Origin of the sequence: Micromonospora sp. NPDC048935 (assembly GCF_043197875.1) — a bacterium.
Taxonomy (GTDB): Bacteria; Actinomycetota; Actinomycetes; order Mycobacteriales; family Micromonosporaceae; genus Micromonospora.
In genome coordinates this window covers 441,079-458,413 of sequence record NZ_JBICTZ010000003.1, presented here as the reverse complement: position 1 = coordinate 458,413, position 17,335 = coordinate 441,079, and the positions used below count along the sequence as shown (strand labels likewise).

The following is a 17,335-nucleotide window of genomic DNA, read 5'->3' as shown; positions in this document are numbered from 1 at the left end:
CCGTCTACTAGCGGGCGTGCCGCCACCGCCCGCGGCCGGGCGCGGCGACCCCCCCCATTGCCAGGGGGCCGGGGGGGCCCCCCCGGGGGGGGCCGGCGGCCCCCCCCCCCCCCCCCCACCCGTTCGTGCGGTTCTTAGTGCTTGTCCTGGTCCGGGTGTGCGAAGTTGAGGTGCTCTGGGGGCAGCGGGAAGGTCACGTCGTCACCGAACGGCGACGGCGCGGCGGCCCGGTCGAACGTGAGCTCGGTCAGCGGCAGCTTGCCCCGGTCGTCGACAGCCGGGGCGGTCGGGTGAGGCACCTCCCGGTCCCAGTTCACGCCGCTCTGCGCCTGCGCCTCGGCCCGCGAGTCGTGGGAACCACCCGCGTGCGAGTGCACCCCACCCCGGGCGGAGCCCGGCGTCGCCGAGCCCGGACGGGCGGTGGTCACGCTGGTCTGGGGCGTCTCGCCCCGACGGAAGATCTTGCTACCAAGCCACACAAGGGGATCGTACCTGCGGTCGACGACCCGTTCCTTCATGGGGATGATCCCGTTGTCAGTGATCTTGATGTGCTCGGGGCAGACCTCGGTGCAGCACTTGGTGATGTTGCAGAAACCGAGGCCCTGCTCGGCCTGCGCGTACTCCTTGCGGTCGGTCCGGGCATCCAGCGGGTGCATGTCCAGCTCGGCCGCCCGGATGAAGTACCGCGGGCCGGAGAACGCCTGCTTGTTCTCCTCGTGGTCGCGGATCACGTGGCAGACCGTCTGGCACAGGAAGCACTCGATGCACTTGCGGAACTCCTGCGAGCGCTCGACGTCGACCTGCTGCATCCGGTAGTCACCCGGAGCCACGTCGGCCGGAGGGGCGAACGCCGGGGTCTCCCGTGCCTTCTCGTAGTTGAACGAGACGTCGGTGACCAGGTCCCGGATGACCGGGAACGTCCGCAGCGGGGTGACCGTGACGGTCTCCTCGTCACCGAAGGTCGACATCCGGGTCATGCAGCCCAGCCGCGGCTTGCCGTTGATCTCCATGGAGCAGGAGCCGCACTTGCCGGCCTTGCAGTTCCACCGGCAGGCCAGGTCGGGCGCGTCGGTGGCCTGGAGACGGTGGATGACGTCGAGGACGACCTCGCCCTCGTTCACCTCGACCATGTAGTCCTGGAGGTCCCCGCCGGTCTCGTCACCCCGCCAGATCCGGAACTGACGCTTCGCGCTCATCGGTTGTCCGCCTCTCCAGCGTCGGCGACGAGGGCGTCGAAGTCGGCGAGCTCCTCGTCGGTGAGGTACTTGGCCAGCTCGGCCCGGTCGAAGAGGCCGATCAGCTCCGGCCGCATCTTCGGCAGCGGCTTGCGGGTCAGGCGTACGGCGTCGCCGTCCAGCGAGCAGACCAGGTTGACCTGCCGCCACTTCGGCTCCATCGCCGGATAGTCCTCCCGGGTGTGCCCGCCGCGCGACTCCTGCCGCTCCAGCGCCGCCTTCGCGGTGCACTCCGAGACCACGAGCATGTTGCGCAGGTCCAGGGCCAGGTGCCAGCCCGGGTTGTAGCGCCGGCCGCCGAACGCGCTCACCTTGGCGACCCGCTCGCGCAGCTCGGCCAGCCTGCTCAGCGCGTCAGCCAGCTCACCCTCCCGCCGGATGATGCCGACCAGGTCGCCCATGACCGCCTGGAGATCCTGCTGGAGGGTGTACGGGCTCTCGCCGGTGTCCCGTTGCAGCGGGGCCAGGGCGGTCTCCACGGCGGCCTCGACCGCGTCCACGGCCACCTTCGGCCGGGCGGCCAGCCCGTCGGCGTAGCTGGCGGCGTGCCCGCCCGCCCGCTTGCCGAAGACCAGCAGGTCGGACAGCGAGTTGCCGCCCAGTCGGTTGGAGCCGTGCATGCCGCCGGAGACCTCGCCGGCCGCGAACAGCCCGCGTACGTGGCCGAAGGCGGCACCCGAATCCGGGTCGACCTCCACGCCGCCCATCACGTAGTGACAGGTCGGCCCGACCTCCATCGGCTCGGCGGTGATGTCGACGTCGGCCAGCTCCTTGAACTGGTGGTACATCGACGGCAGCCGGCGACGGATCTCGTCGGCCGAACGCCGGCTCGCGATGTCCAGGAAGACACCACCGGCGGGGGAGCCCCGACCGGCCTTGACCTCGCTGTTGATCGCGCGGGCCACCTCGTCGCGGGGCAGCAGCTCCGGTGGACGCCTGTTGTTGTCCGGGTCGGTGTACCAGCGGTCCGCCTCCTCCTCGGTCTCCGCGTACTGCTTGCGGAAGACGTCGGGGACGTAGTCGAACATGAACCGCTTGCCCTCGGAGTTCTTCAGGACGCCACCGTCACCACGCACCGACTCGGTGACCAGGATGCCCTTCACCGAGGGCGGCCAGACCATGCCGGTCGGGTGGAACTGGAGGAACTCCATGTTGATCAGCGTCGCCCCGGCGCGCAGCGCCAACGCGTGCCCGTCCCCGGTGTACTCCCAGGAGTTCGAGGTGACCTTGTAGGAGCGTCCGACACCGCCGGTGGCCAGCACGACGGCCGGCGCCTCGAAGAGGATGAACTCACCGGACTCGCGGTAGTAGCCGAACGCGCCGGCCACCCGGTCACCGTCGAGCAGCAGCTCGGTGATGGTGGTCTCGGAGAACACCCTGATCCGGGCGTCGTACGAGCCGAACTCCCGCTGGTCCTCCTGCTGGAGCGACACGATCTTCTGCTGGAGGGTGCGGATCAGCTCCAGGCCGGTCCGGTCGCCCACGTGCGCCAGGCGCGGGTACTCGTGGCCACCGAAGTTGCGCTGCGAGATCTTGCCGTCCTTGGTGCGGTCGAAGAGCGCACCGTACGTCTCCAGCTCCCAGATCCGCTGCGGCGACTCCTTCGCGTGCAGCTCGGCCATCCGGAAGTTGTTCAGGAACTTGCCGCCGCGCATGGTGTCGCGGAAGTGCACCTGCCAGTTGTCGCGGCTGTTCACGTTGCCCATGGCGGCTGCCGCGCCGCCCTCGGCCATCACCGTGTGCGCCTTGCCGAAGAGCGACTTGGAGATGATCGCGGTCTTCTTGCCGGCGAGCCGGGCCTCGATCGCCGCGCGCAGACCGGCGCCGCCGGCCCCGATGACGACGACGTCGTAGTGGTGTCGCTCGATGCGAGTGGTAGTGGTCATGTCAGGGGCCCTTTAGTTGATGAACCGCAGGTCGGAGAACCAGCCGGCCGCGAGCGCCATGATGTAGAAGTCGGCAAGCGCCAGGGTGCCGAGGGTGATCCAGGCGAGCTGCATGTGCCGGACGTTCAGCGCCGAGACGAACGTCCAGGCCCTGTACCGCACCGGGTGCTTGGAGAAGTGCTTGAGCCGGCCACCGATGATGTGCCGGCACGAGTGGCAGGAGATCGTGTACGCCCAGAGCGCCACCACGTTGACCAGAAGGATGATGTTGCCCAGCCCGAAGCCGAAGCCCTTCGGCGAGTGGAAGGCGAGGATCGCGTCCCAGGTGTTGATCAGCGAGATGATCGCGGCGGCGTAGAAGAAGTAGCGGTGCAGGTTCTGACCGAGCAGCGGGAAGCGGGTCTCACCGGCGTACTCCTTGTGGCCGTCCGGGACGGCGCAGGCCGGCGGCGACAGCCAGAACGACCGGTAGTAGGCCTTGCGGTAGTAGTAGCAGGTGAGCCGGAACAACAACAGGAACGGCAGGGTCAGCGCGGCATCCGGAATGACCCACCAGCCGGGCAGGAACCGACCGAAGTGCGAGGCCGCCTCGACGCACCTGTCGGTCACGCACGGGGAGTAGAACGGGGTCAGGTAGTGGTAGGCGTCGACCCAGTAGTTGTCATGCTGGAAGACCCGGACCGTCGCGTACGCGACCCAGGCGCTGAGCCCGATCACGGTGATCAGCGGAGCGAACCACCACCGGTCGGTACGCAACGTCTTCGCCGCGATGGCGGCGCGCGCCCGCGCTTTCCGCGGCCTCGTTGCCGTTGAAGTCATTCGAGTCGTCTCCTCGACGGGCCCGTACGGGCGGGCTGATCTTTCTCCGGTCGGCACGCGGACCGGCAACCCGCACCCGCTGCCACGTCATGCGCACACCAACGACCACGCCGGATCGACCGACGCAGCTAAGTGACACACGTTACGCCGATCTCCCCGAGCCGTCCGCGCAAGGGAGTGTCCCGTGTGTCTGGCCTGCGGAAAAGCCGTGCCGCGCCGGTCGGGAACGTCACCCGGAAGCGCCTCCGGTGAAGTGCCAGGACGCCAGTCGCAGCGAGGGTGCGGCCCACCACGCACCGTCCACCCGATCCGGTTGGCGCACCGCCCGCGCGCCCAGCCCGAGCACGGCACCGGGGCCGAGCGCCCGCGGGTACGACTCGGTGAACCGCAGGTCGCGTACCGCACGCACGACCGTGCCGTCCTCAATGAGCCACACGCCGTTGCGGGTCAACCCGGTGACGACGAGGCTCTTCGGGTCGAGCACCCTCGTGTACCAGAGATCGGTGACCAGCAACCCTCGGCGTACACCGGTGACGAGCGCGGCGGTGTCCGCGTCGACCACCGCTCCGGCCGCCGCGCCGGTGGTGCTCCGGCCGGTCGCACTGGCCGGGCCGGCCGCCGCCCCGGAGAGGCGCAGGTTACGGGCCATCGGACCCCAGGTGGCCCCACCGGCGACCGCGTGCCCGGTCGACTCCACACCCGCCGCGGCGGCGGTTCGCCGGTCGTGCGCCACCGCCCTGGTGACACCCTCCTCGACCAGGGTCAGCGCCCGCCGACCGGTGCCCTCCGCGTCGAACGGCAGCCCCGACGCGCCCAGCGGGTCGTCCACCAGGGTCACCGCCCGGTCGAACTGGGCCACACCCGGCTCGGCGAACGACTGCCGCTCGGCGTACCGCTTGCCGTTGAAGCCGTACCAGGAGAGGTTCTGCAACAGGTCCGCCACCGCGGCCGGCTCGAACACCACCTCGTAGTGCCCCGGTGGCAGCTCGACCGGGTCGGCCGCCGCCCGGGCCTTCGCCGCCGCCTGCGCGCCCAACTCGGCGCCGTCGAGGTCGGAGAGTCGGTGCGCGTGGCGTCGGACCACCCCGTCGACGCCGTCGCGACGCGCGATGCCGTCCATCGCCGCCTCCGCCGAGCGGCCGTACGCCGTGTGCCCGGCCGAGTTGGCGAACGCCGACGAGCGGTGCGCGGTGCGGCAGTAACCGGCCGAGCTGAGACCCCCGGCGGCGGCCACGAAGGCGCCGACCCGGTCGGCCCGCTGATCCGGCTCCGCGTGGGCGGTGGCCTCGTCGACCTCCGGTGCGTCCGGCATCGGCGTCGGCGGGGTCAGCCCCGGCCAGCCCGGGTCGGGCGGGCAGAGCCGGGCCGCCGCCAGGGTGCGCTCCACCAGGGCGCTCAACCCGTCGGCGGTGACCACGCTGCCGCTGCCGGCGGCGGTCCGACCATCGACGTGCACCCGCAACCGGACCCCGACCGTCGACTCGGCGACGTTCTGGTGGATGGCCGAGTTGGCGAACCGGGTCAGCGCCAGATCCGCCCGCGTCACCACCGCCTCGGCCTGCGCGGCCGACCCGCCCAGGCGACGCACCAACTCCACGACCTGCCCCGCCAGCTCCAGCTCACTCCTCGCGCTCACGCCGACACCCCCACCCGGACGTTGCGGAACCGGGCCGGCGCGGCCGGGTGGCCGGTGTGGCCGATCTGGCCGGGCTGGCCCTTGCCGCAGTTGGGCGTGCCCCAGGAGACCGTCTCGCCGGACAGCATGTCCATCGAGCGCCAGAAGAGCGGGCCGATCCCGGTGTACGTGGGATTGCGCAGCATCCGCCCCCGCCGACCCTTCTTGATCTCCCAGCCGACCTCGCACCCGAACTGGAAGTTGAGCCGTTTGTCGTCGATCGACCAGGACCTGTTGAGGTCCATCAGGACGCCCTCGTCGGTCGCCGCGATGATCTCTTCCAGGGTGTGCGGGCCGGGTTCCAGGCCGACGTTCGTCATCCGGACCATCGGCAGTCGGGCCCACCCGTCGGCCCGTACGCTGCCGCCGTAGTCCAGGCTGGCCATCGCGGCCGAGTCCCGGCCGGCGAGCACACCCACCCAGCGACCGTCGCGGACCGCGTCCCGCTTGACCGCCGGCGAGCCCTCGTCGTCGAACCCGAAACTGCCGAGCGCGCCCGGGATGGTCGGATCGATGGTGATGTTCATCAGCTCGGAGCCGTAGCGCAGCGAGCCGAGCTGGGCCAGGTCCAGCCAGGACGTGCCGGCGAACGCCGCCTCCCAGCCGAGGATCCGGTCCAGCTCGATGGCGTGCCCGACCGACTCGTGGATCTGGAGGGCCAACTGCTCGCCGCCGAGGATCAGATCGGTCTCGCCGGCCGGGCAGAGCGGCGCGGTGAGCAGCGCCCGGGACTCCTCGGCGATCTGTGCGGCGTGCGCGGCCAGGTCGAGCGACTCGACCAACTCCCAGCCGGTGGTGCCGTACTGCCCCCGGTAGCTCGGCCAGGACCGCCGCTGCGTCTCGCCGTCGCCGATCGAGGTGGCCGAGATGCCCCCGCCGCACTCGCGGATCCGCTGGTCGATCCGGTGACCCTCGCTGGAGACGAACCACTTCGTGGTGTCCCAGATCTGGTACAGGCCCTCGGCCAGGTCCGCGCCGTGTTCGGCCATCGTGCGGGTCGCGCCGACAAGCAGGTCGCCCTTGTCGGACAGGGGCACCCCGAGCGGGTCGATCTCGCAGCCGGAGGCCCAGCTCGCGGTGACCGCCTCGGCCGGCACCAGGTCGACCGGCGGCCCCGGCACGCGCGCGCTCGCCACGGCGGTCCGCGTGGCGCGCCGGCCGGCATCGCGGGCGGCGGCGTCCGACAGATCGGGTACGGCGTAGAAGCCCCAACTCGCACCGACGAGCGCCCGGACCCCGAGCCCGATGCTCTCGTCCTGGGTCAACTCCTCCACGTCGCCGTTGCGCGCGGTCATCGACTCGTAGCGGCGGTGCATCACCCGCGCGTCGGCGTACCGCGCTCCCGCGTCGAGGGCGGCCTGGACGGCGGCGGTGGCCGCGTCGAACTCGGTCATGGACCGACCCTAGGCCAGCCGACCGACACCCGTCAGGCCAGCAACTCCTCCGGCCGAATGGTGGCCTTGACCGGTCCCGTCAGCTCCAACACCCCGCCCGCCCTGGCCACCGACCGCTCGACGTAGTGGGAACCCTGTCGCTGACGGAGGTGCACGGTCAAGGGCTCCTGCTCAACGAGCAGATACCACTCGATGCCGGCCTCGGCGTACAGGTGCGGCTTCAACACCCGATCGATGACGGCGGTGTGCGGTGCGGTGATCTCGCAAACCAGCAGGACCGCTCCCGCCGGCACGCAGTCCGCCGCGAGATCCAACTCCGCCGTCACCACGACGTCGGGGTTGAGGATCCGCGTGGCGTTCAGCCACAGGTTGATGACCGGGAGAAGGATGCGGTTCGCCGCGGCGCAGCCTGGTTCCAGCGCGGCTGCCAGGCCACCGACGATCGCCTGATGTCGGACGGACGGCGATGGTCCGATGAGCAGTCCGCCGTCTAGGAGTTCGATCCGCTGGGCCGTCTCACCGAGAGCGAGGTAGTCCGCCTCGGTCCACGGCAGCGAGTGGTCAAGAACGTCGGCAGGATCCACCCGGCCAGCACAACTCGTTGTGCATCGCTGAGGTCGCACCCGACGTTCGTGCACGAGATGAAATTCCCGGTCAAACCTTGTGTGATCGCCAAGGTTGAGTCACCAAGATCGCGCTCGATCGTAGATGTAGTGGTTTCCCAGCGCTTCGTGGCCACTGCAACCTGGTTCCAGCGTGACCTTGGCGGCGGTGCGTCCCCAACCCCGCCGTCGGTCTCTCGGGGACGGTGTCATCGGCAAGATCCGCGCAATATCAGGGTTGTTGCTGCCTCCGGCGTGTCGGAGGCAGCAACAACGGGGAAGTTGCGTAGATCTTGACGCGGGGCGCGGGGCGCGGCATGAACAGCCGTGGATGGCGAGGTGACGGGGGTGCGGGGCCGATGCCGACTCGTTACGCTCGGGCCCGCTGACACGTGCCGGCTTTGTAGCTTATTTTCACCCTCGGGACTTTGCTGTAAGTTCTCTTCGTCACTGAGGGAGGTGGCCGTGGACAGCTCGGAACCCTCGCCGTCCGGCGAACCGGACGACCGCCCCGTCGTGCCGGCACAGCGCTCCGACCAGGACGCCTACCTGCGGGTGCATGATCTTCGGGTCCGGTTCGACACCGAGGACGGCGTGGTGCGCGCGGTCGACGGGGTGTCGTTCGCCGTCGAACGGGGCCGCACCCTCGGCATCGTCGGCGAGTCCGGCTCCGGCAAGAGCGTCACCTCGCTGGCCATCCTCGGCCTGCACGACCCGAAACGGACCACCATCACCGGGGAGATCTCCGTCGGCGGCCGGCAGGTGGTCGGTCTCGCCGACGAGGAGGTACGCCGGCTGCGCGGCCGGGACATGGCGATGATCTTCCAGGATCCACTGTCGGCGCTGCACCCGTACTACACGGTGGGCCGGCAGATCGCCGAGGCGTACCGGGTGCACCACCCGAAGGCCAACCGGCGCGAGGCCCGCCAGCGGGCGGTGGACATGCTCGACCGGGTCGGCATCCCGCAGCCGGCGCGCCGCTTCGACCAGTACCCGCACGAGTTCTCCGGTGGCATGCGCCAACGAGTCATGATCGCGATGTCCCTGGTCAACGACCCGGCGCTGCTGATCGCCGACGAGCCGACCACCGCGCTGGACGTCACCGTGCAGGCACAGATCCTGGACCTGCTCGCCGACCTCCAGGCCGAGTTCCACTCCGCGATCATCCTGATCACCCACGATCTGGGCGTGGTCGGCCAGGTCGCCGACGACGTGCTTGTCATGTACGGCGGGCGCGCCGTCGAGCGGGGCAGCGTCGAGCAGGTGCTCCGAGCGCCGCAGCATCCGTACACCTGGGGGTTGCTCTCCAGCGTGCCGTCGCTGCACGGCGACGCGGACGCGGACCTGGTGCCCATCCCCGGCAACCCGCCCAGCCTGATCAACCTGCCGTCGGGCTGCGCGTTCCACCCACGCTGCCGCTACGCGGACCGCGTCGGCAGTCGATCCCGCACCGAGGTCCCCGAGTTGGGCCCGGCGGGGGCCGACGGCCACCTGGTGGCCTGCCACCTGAGCGCCGAGGAACGCGCCGCGCGCTACGCCGAGGACGTCGCATCCGTGGGGGTGGCCCGATGACCGATGAACCACTGCTGCGGGTCCGCGGCCTGACCAAGCACTTCCCGGTACGCCAGGGGCTGCGCGCCACCGGCCTGGTGCGGGCGGTGGACGGGCTCGACTTCGACGTGCGCCCGGGGGAGACGCTCGGGCTGGTGGGGGAGTCGGGCTGCGGCAAGACCACCACCGGTCGGATGCTGGTGCGACTGTTGGAGCCGACGAGCGGCAGCATCGAGTTCGCCGGGCGGGACATCACCCACGCGGGCCGGCGGGAGTTGCGCCCGCTGCGCCAGGACCTTCAGATCATCTTCCAGGATCCGTACGCCTCGCTGAACCCTCGGCACACCGTGGGCCGGATCGTGGCGATGCCCCTCCAGGTCAACGGGATCAAGCCGCCGGGCGGCACCAGGGCGCGGGTGCAGGAACTGCTGGAACTGGTCGGGTTGAACCCGGAGCACTACAACCGGTACCCGCACGAGTTCTCCGGCGGTCAACGTCAACGCATCGGCATCGCCCGCGCGCTGGCCCTGCGGCCCAAGCTGATCGTCGCGGACGAGCCGGTGAGCGCGCTTGACGTCTCGATCCAGGCGCAGGTGGTCAACCTGCTGCGCGACCTGCAACGGGAGCTTGGTCTGGCGTTCGTGTTCATCGCGCACGACCTGGCCGTGGTCCGGCACTTCTGCCAGCGGGTCGCGGTGATGTACCTGGGTCGGATCGTGGAGATCGGCGACCGGGCCGACATCTACGAGCGCCCGCAGCACCCGTACACCCGGGCGTTGCTCTCGGCGATCCCGGACGTCACGCAGCTCGGCCCGGCGGGCCGGATCCGGCTCAGCGGCGACGTGCCCACGCCGCTCGACCCGCCATCGGGGTGCCGCTTCCGCACCCGTTGCTGGAAGGCGCGGGACATCTGTGCCACCGAGGAGCCCGCGCTGGTGCCACGCGACGGCGGCCGGCAGGCCACCGCGTGTCACTTTCCCGAGCCGGCCGACGCCGACGCTGGTGTGGCCGTTGCCGGGGCGGCGGGACGCGGGGCCGCCGCGAACGTCGAGGAGGTGCCGTCGTGAGCCTGTCTCCGGTGGAGGGTGTGGCGCTGGCCGAGATCAAGTCCGACCCGGACGCGACCACGCCCGCGGCGAAGGGCGTCGTCGGGCGTTCGCCCGGTCAGCTCGCCTGGCTGCGGCTGCGTCGGGACCGGACGGCCACGGTCAGCGGCGTCCTCCTGGTGTTCTTCATGCTTGTGGGGTTGGCGGCTCCGCTGATCGAGATGGTCTACGGCGTGGGTCCGCGCGAGCAGTTCCAGCACCTGCTGGACGGCTTCGGCATGCCTCTCGGTTATGCCGGCGGGGTCACCGGGGAGCACTGGTTCGGGCTGGAGCCGGGGCTGGGACGGGACATCTTCATCCGGTTGATCTACGGGCTGCGGACGTCGTTGTTCATCGCGTTCGCCGCCGCGTTGATCACCGCGACGATCGGGATCGTGCTCGGCGCGCTCGCGGGCTACCTCGGCGGCTGGCTCGACGCGGTGATCAACTGGATCACCGACCTCACGCTGGCGATGCCGTTCCTGATCATCGCGCTGGCCCTCACCCCCACCATCACGCTGCGGTTCTACGGCGAGCGGGGGCAGGTGTCGTCCGCCTTCGGGGTGGGCGTGCTGATCGCCGTGTTCGCCATCTTCGGCTGGACCAGCACGGCACGGCTGGTCCGCGGGCAGGTGATCGCGCTGCGCGAGCGCGAGTTCGTGGAGGCGGCCAAGGCCAGCGGGGCCGGGCTGGGGCACATCATCTTCCGGCAACTGCTGCCGAACATCTGGGCGCCGATCCTGGTCTCGTTCTCGCTGGCGGTCCCGCAGTTCATCACCAGTGAGGCGGCGCTGTCGTTCATCGGTGTCGGCCTCAGCGACGAGACCCCGAGTTTCGGCCGGATGATCTACGACAGTCTGGACTTCCTCCAGACCGACCCGGCCTACGTGTTCTTCCCGGGCATCATGATCTTCGCGCTGGTGTTCGCCTTCAACCTCTTCGGCGACGCGTTGCGGGACGCGCTCGACCCGAAGTCGTCCCGGTAGGGGTGGGCTCATGTTCCGGTTCCTGATCAAGCGGCTCTTCTCGGCCACGCTGACCCTCTTCGCGGTGAGTGTGCTGACCTTCCTGATGTTCTTCGCCCTGCCGCGCGACCCGGTCAGCAGCATCTGCTCGAAGAACTGCAACCCGGAGCGGCTGGAGCGGGTCCGCGACGACCTGGGTCTCAACGATCCGCTGTTCAGCCAGTACGCCGGTTACATGAAGGGCATCGTCACCGGCCGGGACCTGGGCAGCGCCCAGGGTGGCCGGTGTGACGCGCCGTGCCTGGGCTGGTCGTACGTCAGCAACGAGGCGGTCTCGGACACCATCGCCCGGGTGTTGCCGGTGACGCTGAGCATCGTGATCCCGGCGGCCATCCTCTGGTTGCTGCTCGGGGTGGGCCTCGGCATGGTCTCCGCGTTGCGGCGCGGCACCTGGCTCGACCGGGCGGCCATCGGCTTCTCGCTGACCGGAGCGTCGTTGCAGCTCTACTTCGTGGGCGCGGTGCTGCTGCTGGTCTTCGTCTACAACCTGCGGTTGCTGCCGGTGCCCAGCTACACCTCGATCTTCGACAACCCGGCGAAGTGGGCGAGTGGGCTGGTGTTGGCCTGGGTGGCGTTGGCCTTCCTCTTCTCGGCCATCTACGCCCGGCTGTCGCGGGCGCAGATGCTGGAGACCCTGTCCGAGGACTTCGTCCGGACCGCGCGGGCCAAGGGCCTGGCCAAACCCACGGTGTACGGGCGGCACGCGCTGCGCGCGGCGATCACCCCGGTGGTGACCATCGCCGGGCTGGACGTGGGCGGGGCGCTGGGCGGGACGGTGATCACCGAGACGACGTTCGGCATCCAGGGGTTGGGGCGTACGGCGGTGGACGCGGTGCGCGCGGGTGACCTGCCCACCATCATGGCCACCGTGCTGATCGCGGCCGTCTTCGTGGTGCTGGCGAACGTGCTCGTCGACCTGCTCTACGCGGCCATCGACCCTCGGGTCCGGTTGCGCTGACCGGGTCGACGTGAAGCGCGTGGCCGGTGGCGAAATTTATCGACAACTGTTACACAACTCGTAGTTTTTCTTCCTTACGATCCTCGGGACGTCGGCGGTTCTCGCCCCGACGAAACGCACGGCACATGGGTGAAGGGGGTACTTCATGAGACCACGCGTGGTGGCTGCCGCGGGCGGCGCGATCGCTCTGGTGGTGGCATTGGGTGCGTGCTCGAAGAACACGGGCGAGGGCACCACCGTGGACACCGACCGGCAGCAGACCGGGGTCATCGCGACCGACCCCAAGGACTCGCAGGGGCCGGCGGCCGAGGTGAGCGGCGCGGCGAAGGGCGGCACCTTCACCATCATCCGGGAATCGCCGATCTCCCACCTCGACCCGCAGCGGACCTACTCGTTCGCCGGTCTGATGACCAACCCGCTCTTCGCGCGCTACCTGACCACCTGGAAGGACGACGGCAAGGGCGGCCTGGTCCTCGTCGGCGACCTGGCGGAGACGCCGGGCAAGAACGTCAACAACGACTGCAAGGTCTGGGAATTCACGATCAAGGACGGGGTGAAGTTCGAGGACGGCCGTCCCATCACCTCCAAGGAGATCGCGTACGGCATCGCCCGGTCCTTCGACCCGGACCTGTCCGGCGGCCCGACCTACATCCAGGAGTGGCTGGCCGACACCCCGCAGTTCGACACCAAGTGGGACTTCAAGAAGAACAAGACGTCGCTGCCACCCGGCCTGAGCACGCCGGACGCCAAGACGCTGCGCTTCGAGTTCGCCAAGCCCCGCTGCGACCTGCCGTTCGCCGTCTCGCTGCCGACCACCGCGCCGCTGCCGGCCGACAAGGACACCGGCGTCGACCTGGACAAGCAGCCGTTCTCGTCCGGCCCGTACAAGGTCGCCAAGAACCAGGTCGGCGTGCAGATCACCCTGGACCGCAACCCCAACTGGGACCCGAAGACCGACCCGGTCCGGCACCAGTACCCGGACCAGTTCGTCTGGAGCTTCGGCCCGACCGCGGACGCCGCCAACAACCGGGTGATCGCCGACAACGGCGCCGACCAGAGCGCGCTCGCCTTCAACACCGTGCCCGCCTCGCTCGTCGCCAAGGTGGCCGGTGACGCCGCGCTCAAGTCCCGGACGATTCTCTCGCCGACGCCGAGCGCCAACCAACTCGTCATCAACAACCAGCGGGTCACCGACCTGAAGGTCCGCCAGGCCCTCAACTACGCCATCGACCGCGAGGGCTTCATCAAGGCGATGGGTGGACAGACCGTCGCCGCGCCGCTGACCACGCTGATGCCGTCGGCCACCATCGGCTACAAGGCGTACGAGGCGTACCCGGCCGGCGCCAACGGCAACGTCGACAAGGCCAAGGAACTGCTCGGCGGAAAGACGCCGGAGCTGGTCCTCGGTGTCGCCGACAACTCGACCGAGCAGCAGCAGGGTGCCCAGCTTAAGGCCAACCTGGAGCGCGCCGGCTTCAAGATCACCCTGCGGAACATCTCCGACGACGCGAAGCTCGACGAGATCAAGAAGAAGGACAACCCCTGGGACCTGTACATCGGTAACTGGGCGGCGGACTGGCCGAGCGGGGCGTCGATCCTGCCGGTGCTCTACGACGGCCGCACCATCAAGGCCGAGGGCAACAGCAACCAGTCGTACTTCAACGACCCGGCGATCAACGCCGAGATGGACCGCATCCAGGCCATGCCCGCCGCCGACCAGGGCCCGGAGTGGGCCAAGCTGGACGAGCGGATCATGAAGGAGCACGCGCCGGTGGTGCCGCTCTTCGTCGACGTGGCCTACAACGTGCACGGGTCCAAGGCCGGCGGGATCTTCATCTCCAGCGTCTTCGGCTACCCGTCGTTCGTGAACGCGTACGTCAAGCCGTAGGTCGCACCGCAAGCCAGAAGGGCTCCCTCCCGACAACGCCGTCGGGAAGGGGCCCTTCTGTTCCTGCTAGGCCCATCCCGCACGAGTCCGCGTACCCACCACCTTCAGTTGGCTCATCGCTGGTAGTGCGAGAGGGACATCGGCGCAGCCGCCCTGGAGGTGTTGGTGAATTGTCCTACTCGGGCGAGGTGTTGTACTTGTCCAGGGTTGACTTGGACGTGGAAGCGTCCCGGAAGGTCAGCTCCCATGGGCCGGTGTTGACGTCCATGTCCTTGCCGAACCCGACCCATTTTCCAGCCATCCGCCGGCCGGTGGGCTCGACAAGTAGCTGTGTTGCGCCGTGGTAGCGGGCTCCCCGGTAGTAGCCGGCAGGATCGGTCTGCTCCACCCAGGTGCCGGTGACCACGGCACCGTCCACGGTGAGATCCATCGACAGTGACGACGCCGCCGAGCCGGGCAGGCTGCGTACGGTCAGTCGGTCGCCATGCTGGAGAAGGACCACGAAGTGCTGCCCGGCGAACGATTCTCCTCGCCCGCTGGAGTGGAATTGGTAGCGGCTGAGCCAGACGCCCTCGTACGACCCGTGGACCGCGAGTGGTCGGGGCCTCGGGGTGGCCAGGTTGGACACGGGCGAGGTCAGGTCGTGGCCACCGTGTTGGTCATCGACGACCTGGCCATCGGGTATCGCGGCGAAGCCGAGCAGGGAGACCGGCAAGCCGGTGACGACCTCCAGGGCGCGGGCATAGACGGGCCGCGGTGCGGCGATCGCACCGGACTCCCATCGCTGCACGAGCCTCTTGTTGGCGTCGTTGGGCTCGCCGACGCGATGGCCGGCGGCTTGAAGCGCGCGGGCGAAGTCGTCCTGGCTCATACGCATCCCGGTGCGGACCGCGCGTAGGGCGGTATTCGGGCCATTCATGTTCGCCACAATAGCGATGTGTCGCCCTAATGTCGCCCCTTATGTGCCCCATATGCCGTGAATTGTGCCCTCGCGCCTGACGACGGCTCGGCGTCATGGTGGGCATTACGCGACGGCTGAGCTTGCCGGTGCGCCTCAGCAGCGGAGGTGATGGTGCCCAGTTCCGACGACGAGCCGGCCAGCAGGGGCGAGCAGATCGACGCTGACGAGCGGGAAGAGGCCAAACGTCGGTTGCTCGCGCAGGCTGAGGCGGAGCGGATACCGGTGGACGAGACGACTCGGGCTGTGCCGGATCGGCGGTGGCGTGGTGAGTCGTGATCCGGTGCCGATCGGTCGTCGGGTGGCGTACCTGCGGGTGCGGCGGAGGTTGTCGCAGCAGTCGTTCGCGGATCGGTTGGGGAAGTCGAAGAGCTGGGTGGACAAGATCGAGCGTGGGGTCCGGTCCCTGGAGCGGGTGTCGACCATTCGGGATATCGCGGCGGTGTTGCGGGTCGACGTCGCGGTGTTGCTCGGCCGTGATGTGCAGCCCCCTGGGGAGGCTGAGCATCGTGAGGGCGTGGCGCGGATGCGGGCGGCGCTGTCGGCGTACCCGATGGCTTTTGGTCGCCCGGCGGGCCGGGAGGTGATGTCCGTCGATTGGTTGGCGGGGGAGGTGCGGCAGGTGTGGATGACCTATCAGCATGCCCGGTATCCGCGTCTGGTCGAGCTGTTGCCTGCGGTGGTGACCGAGGCGCACCGCGCCCACGTGCAGGGCTCGGAGGTCGGGCGGGCGGCGGTGGTGGAGATGTATCGGGTGACGGCGGCGTTGCTGGTCAAGCTGGGGGAGGGGAGCCTCGCGTGGTTGGCCGCTGACCGGGCGGTGTCGGCCGCCGCTGGCGATCGGGTGTTGCTGGGTTGCGCGGCGGTGCAGTTGGGCCAGGTGTTGCGGGCGTCGGCGCGGGCCAGGATGGTGGTGCTGGCCGCCGCCGACCAGGTCGTCCCTGGCACGCCGGAGGGATCGTCGCTGCGTGGGTCGCTGTTGGTGCAGGCCGCCCTGATCGCGGCCAGGGCTGGTGACGATCGGGCGGCCGGCGACCTGCTGGACGAGGCCGCCGTGCTGGCCACGCGGGTGGGCGACGGCCACGATCATTGCTGGACGGCGTTCGGGCCGACGGCCGTTGAGCTGGCGCGGGTCGCTGCCGCCGTGGAGTTGGGCGACGGGCCGCAGGCGGTTGCCCGGCACGAGGCGGCGATCGGTCGGGACGGGTGGCGGTGGCTGCCGATCGAGCACCGGGCCGCGCATCTGATCGACGCGGCGCGTGCCTACCAACTGGCGGACGACCCGACCAACGCGGGCCGGGTCCTGTTGCGGGCCGACAGCATCGCGCCCGCCGAGATCCGTCACCGGCCAGCCGCACGGGATGTGGTCGCCCAGGTCGCCCGGAACCCGGACGCCCCAGCCACGATCACCCAACTCGCCATCGGCCTCGGGGTGCTGTGAGCATGACGGTCCACCCCGGATGGCACGGAAAAGGTCCGGCTTTTCTGTAGCCGGGCAATGGCCAAAACGCACGTCGACACGACAGGCGTCTTCCGGCCCGGACAAGCCGCGGACAGCGGCAGATGCGAGCGAAAGAAGATCGAGCCAGATTGCCGTTTACCCCGCGACATCGGTCTGCTTGGCTGCCTTCGCGATGACCTTGATAACCCCTCAAATTACGGGAGATAGCCATGTCCTTCGGTGCCGCAATCAAGTCGGTTCTTAGCCAGTACGTCGGCGTCTCGGGTCGGGCTCGCCGGTCTGAGTACTGGTGGTTCGCCCTGTTCACTCTTCTTGTCAGCATTGTCGCCGCCATCCTGGACAGCTCGCTGGGATTGACCTTCGAGGGCTCGTCGACCGGTGTCATCGGTCTTATCGCCTCCCTGGTGCTGCTGCTGCCGTCGCTGGCGGTCGCGGTGCGCCGCCTGCACGACACTGACCGGACGGGGTGGTGGCTGCTGATCGCCTTGGTGCCGGTCGTAGGCGCCATCGTCCTGATCGTGTTCTTTGTTCTGGAGGGCACCCCCGGAGCGAACCGCTTCGGCCCCAGCCCCAAGCACTGAGCGCTGTCCGTGCCCAGCGTCCCGTAGTACATCCCGATCGCGTACGTCAGGGCGTAGCTCGATCGCCGGAAGGCAAGGGTCGCTTCCCGACATTCATGTCGGGAAGCGACCCTTCCCTTGTCTCCGGCAACTCCACGGTCCGGTCGGCAGTGTCGGCAGGTGCCGCGCCAGCAGGTCGCCGCGGGTGGCGGCACCGCCGGCACCGCCAAGACCCAC

15 protein-coding genes are annotated in these 17,335 nt (G+C 69.6%); 8 read left to right on the top strand and 7 right to left on the bottom strand.

Going from position 1 to position 17,335, the window contains the following annotated elements:
• Positions 1 to 134 precede the first annotated feature (134 nt).
• The 6 genes from ACGFIW_RS12775 to ACGFIW_RS12750 form a co-directional block, all read right to left on the bottom strand.
• Entirely contained in the window at positions 135 to 1,196 is a 1,062-nt protein-coding gene (locus ACGFIW_RS12775; RefSeq protein ID WP_393313788.1) for a succinate dehydrogenase/fumarate reductase iron-sulfur subunit, read from the bottom strand.
• Positions 1,193 to 3,121, bottom strand: coding sequence for a fumarate reductase/succinate dehydrogenase flavoprotein subunit (locus ACGFIW_RS12770; RefSeq protein ID WP_393313786.1), 1,929 nt, complete (start codon positions 3,119 to 3,121; stop codon positions 1,193 to 1,195). The genes ACGFIW_RS12775 and ACGFIW_RS12770 overlap by 4 nt, the downstream gene beginning before the upstream one ends.
• 12 nt (positions 3,122 to 3,133) lie before the next feature.
• Positions 3,134 to 3,940, bottom strand: coding sequence for a hypothetical protein (locus tag ACGFIW_RS12765; RefSeq protein ID WP_393313783.1), 807 nt, complete (start codon positions 3,938 to 3,940; stop codon positions 3,134 to 3,136).
• 229 nt (positions 3,941 to 4,169) lie between these two features.
• A complete protein-coding gene (locus tag ACGFIW_RS12760; protein ID WP_393313782.1) occupies positions 4,170 to 5,576 on the bottom strand; it encodes a TldD/PmbA family protein in 1,407 nt (468 codons plus the stop codon).
• Positions 5,573 to 7,009, bottom strand: coding sequence for a TldD/PmbA family protein (locus ACGFIW_RS12755; protein WP_393313779.1), 1,437 nt, complete (start codon positions 7,007 to 7,009; stop codon positions 5,573 to 5,575). Before ACGFIW_RS12755 ends, ACGFIW_RS12760 begins: the two co-directional genes overlap by 4 nt.
• Positions 7,010 to 7,041: 32 nt before the next feature.
• Complete coding sequence (locus ACGFIW_RS12750) at positions 7,042 to 7,593, bottom strand: Uma2 family endonuclease (protein ID WP_393313777.1); 552 nt, start codon at positions 7,591 to 7,593, stop codon at positions 7,042 to 7,044.
• Positions 7,594 to 8,127: 534 nt separating this feature from the next.
• On the opposite strand from ACGFIW_RS12750, the gene ACGFIW_RS12745 reads away from it, so the two are divergent.
• The 5 genes from ACGFIW_RS12745 (at position 8,128) to ACGFIW_RS12725 (ending at position 14,118) form a co-directional block, all read left to right on the top strand.
• The gene (locus ACGFIW_RS12745; protein WP_393314073.1) at positions 8,128 to 9,183 is read left to right on the top strand and encodes an ABC transporter ATP-binding protein; all 1,056 of its coding nucleotides are present in this window, start codon (positions 8,128 to 8,130) and stop codon (positions 9,181 to 9,183) included.
• Complete coding sequence (locus tag ACGFIW_RS12740) at positions 9,180 to 10,229, top strand: ABC transporter ATP-binding protein (RefSeq protein WP_393313775.1); 1,050 nt, start codon at positions 9,180 to 9,182, stop codon at positions 10,227 to 10,229. Before ACGFIW_RS12745 ends, ACGFIW_RS12740 begins: the two co-directional genes overlap by 4 nt.
• Positions 10,226 to 11,233, top strand: coding sequence for an ABC transporter permease (locus ACGFIW_RS12735; protein WP_393313773.1), 1,008 nt, complete (start codon positions 10,226 to 10,228; stop codon positions 11,231 to 11,233). The genes ACGFIW_RS12740 and ACGFIW_RS12735 overlap by 4 nt, the downstream gene beginning before the upstream one ends.
• A 10-nt stretch (positions 11,234 to 11,243) precedes the next feature.
• Complete coding sequence (locus ACGFIW_RS12730; protein WP_393313770.1) at positions 11,244 to 12,230, top strand: ABC transporter permease; 987 nt, start codon at positions 11,244 to 11,246, stop codon at positions 12,228 to 12,230.
• A gap of 145 nt (positions 12,231 to 12,375) precedes the next feature.
• Positions 12,376 to 14,118, top strand: coding sequence for an ABC transporter substrate-binding protein (locus ACGFIW_RS12725; RefSeq protein WP_393313767.1), 1,743 nt, complete (start codon positions 12,376 to 12,378; stop codon positions 14,116 to 14,118).
• Positions 14,119 to 14,293: 175 nt separating this feature from the next.
• Here ACGFIW_RS12725 and ACGFIW_RS12720 read toward each other — a convergent pair whose 3' ends face one another.
• On the bottom strand, positions 14,294 to 15,037 hold the full coding sequence (locus tag ACGFIW_RS12720; RefSeq protein ID WP_393313764.1) for a helix-turn-helix domain-containing protein: 744 nt from the start codon (positions 15,035 to 15,037) through the stop codon (positions 14,294 to 14,296).
• Positions 15,038 to 15,190: 153 nt separating this feature from the next.
• Here ACGFIW_RS12720 and ACGFIW_RS12715 point away from each other — a divergent pair, with 153 nt between their 5' ends.
• The 3 genes from ACGFIW_RS12715 to ACGFIW_RS12705 all read left to right on the top strand — a co-directional run bounded on the left by ACGFIW_RS12715 (position 15,191) and on the right by ACGFIW_RS12705 (position 17,119).
• The gene (locus ACGFIW_RS12715; protein WP_393313761.1) at positions 15,191 to 15,355 is read left to right on the top strand and encodes a hypothetical protein; all 165 of its coding nucleotides are present in this window, start codon (positions 15,191 to 15,193) and stop codon (positions 15,353 to 15,355) included.
• Positions 15,345 to 16,517, top strand: a complete 1,173-nt coding sequence (locus tag ACGFIW_RS12710) for a helix-turn-helix domain-containing protein (RefSeq protein ID WP_393313758.1) — start codon at positions 15,345 to 15,347, stop codon at positions 16,515 to 16,517. Before ACGFIW_RS12715 ends, ACGFIW_RS12710 begins: the two co-directional genes overlap by 11 nt.
• Positions 16,518 to 16,747: 230 nt before the next feature.
• Positions 16,748 to 17,119 carry a DUF805 domain-containing protein gene (locus tag ACGFIW_RS12705; RefSeq protein ID WP_393313755.1) on the top strand — a complete coding sequence of 124 codons (372 nt, stop codon included), beginning with the start codon at positions 16,748 to 16,750 and terminating at the stop codon, positions 17,117 to 17,119.
• Positions 17,120 to 17,335 lie beyond the last annotated feature (216 nt).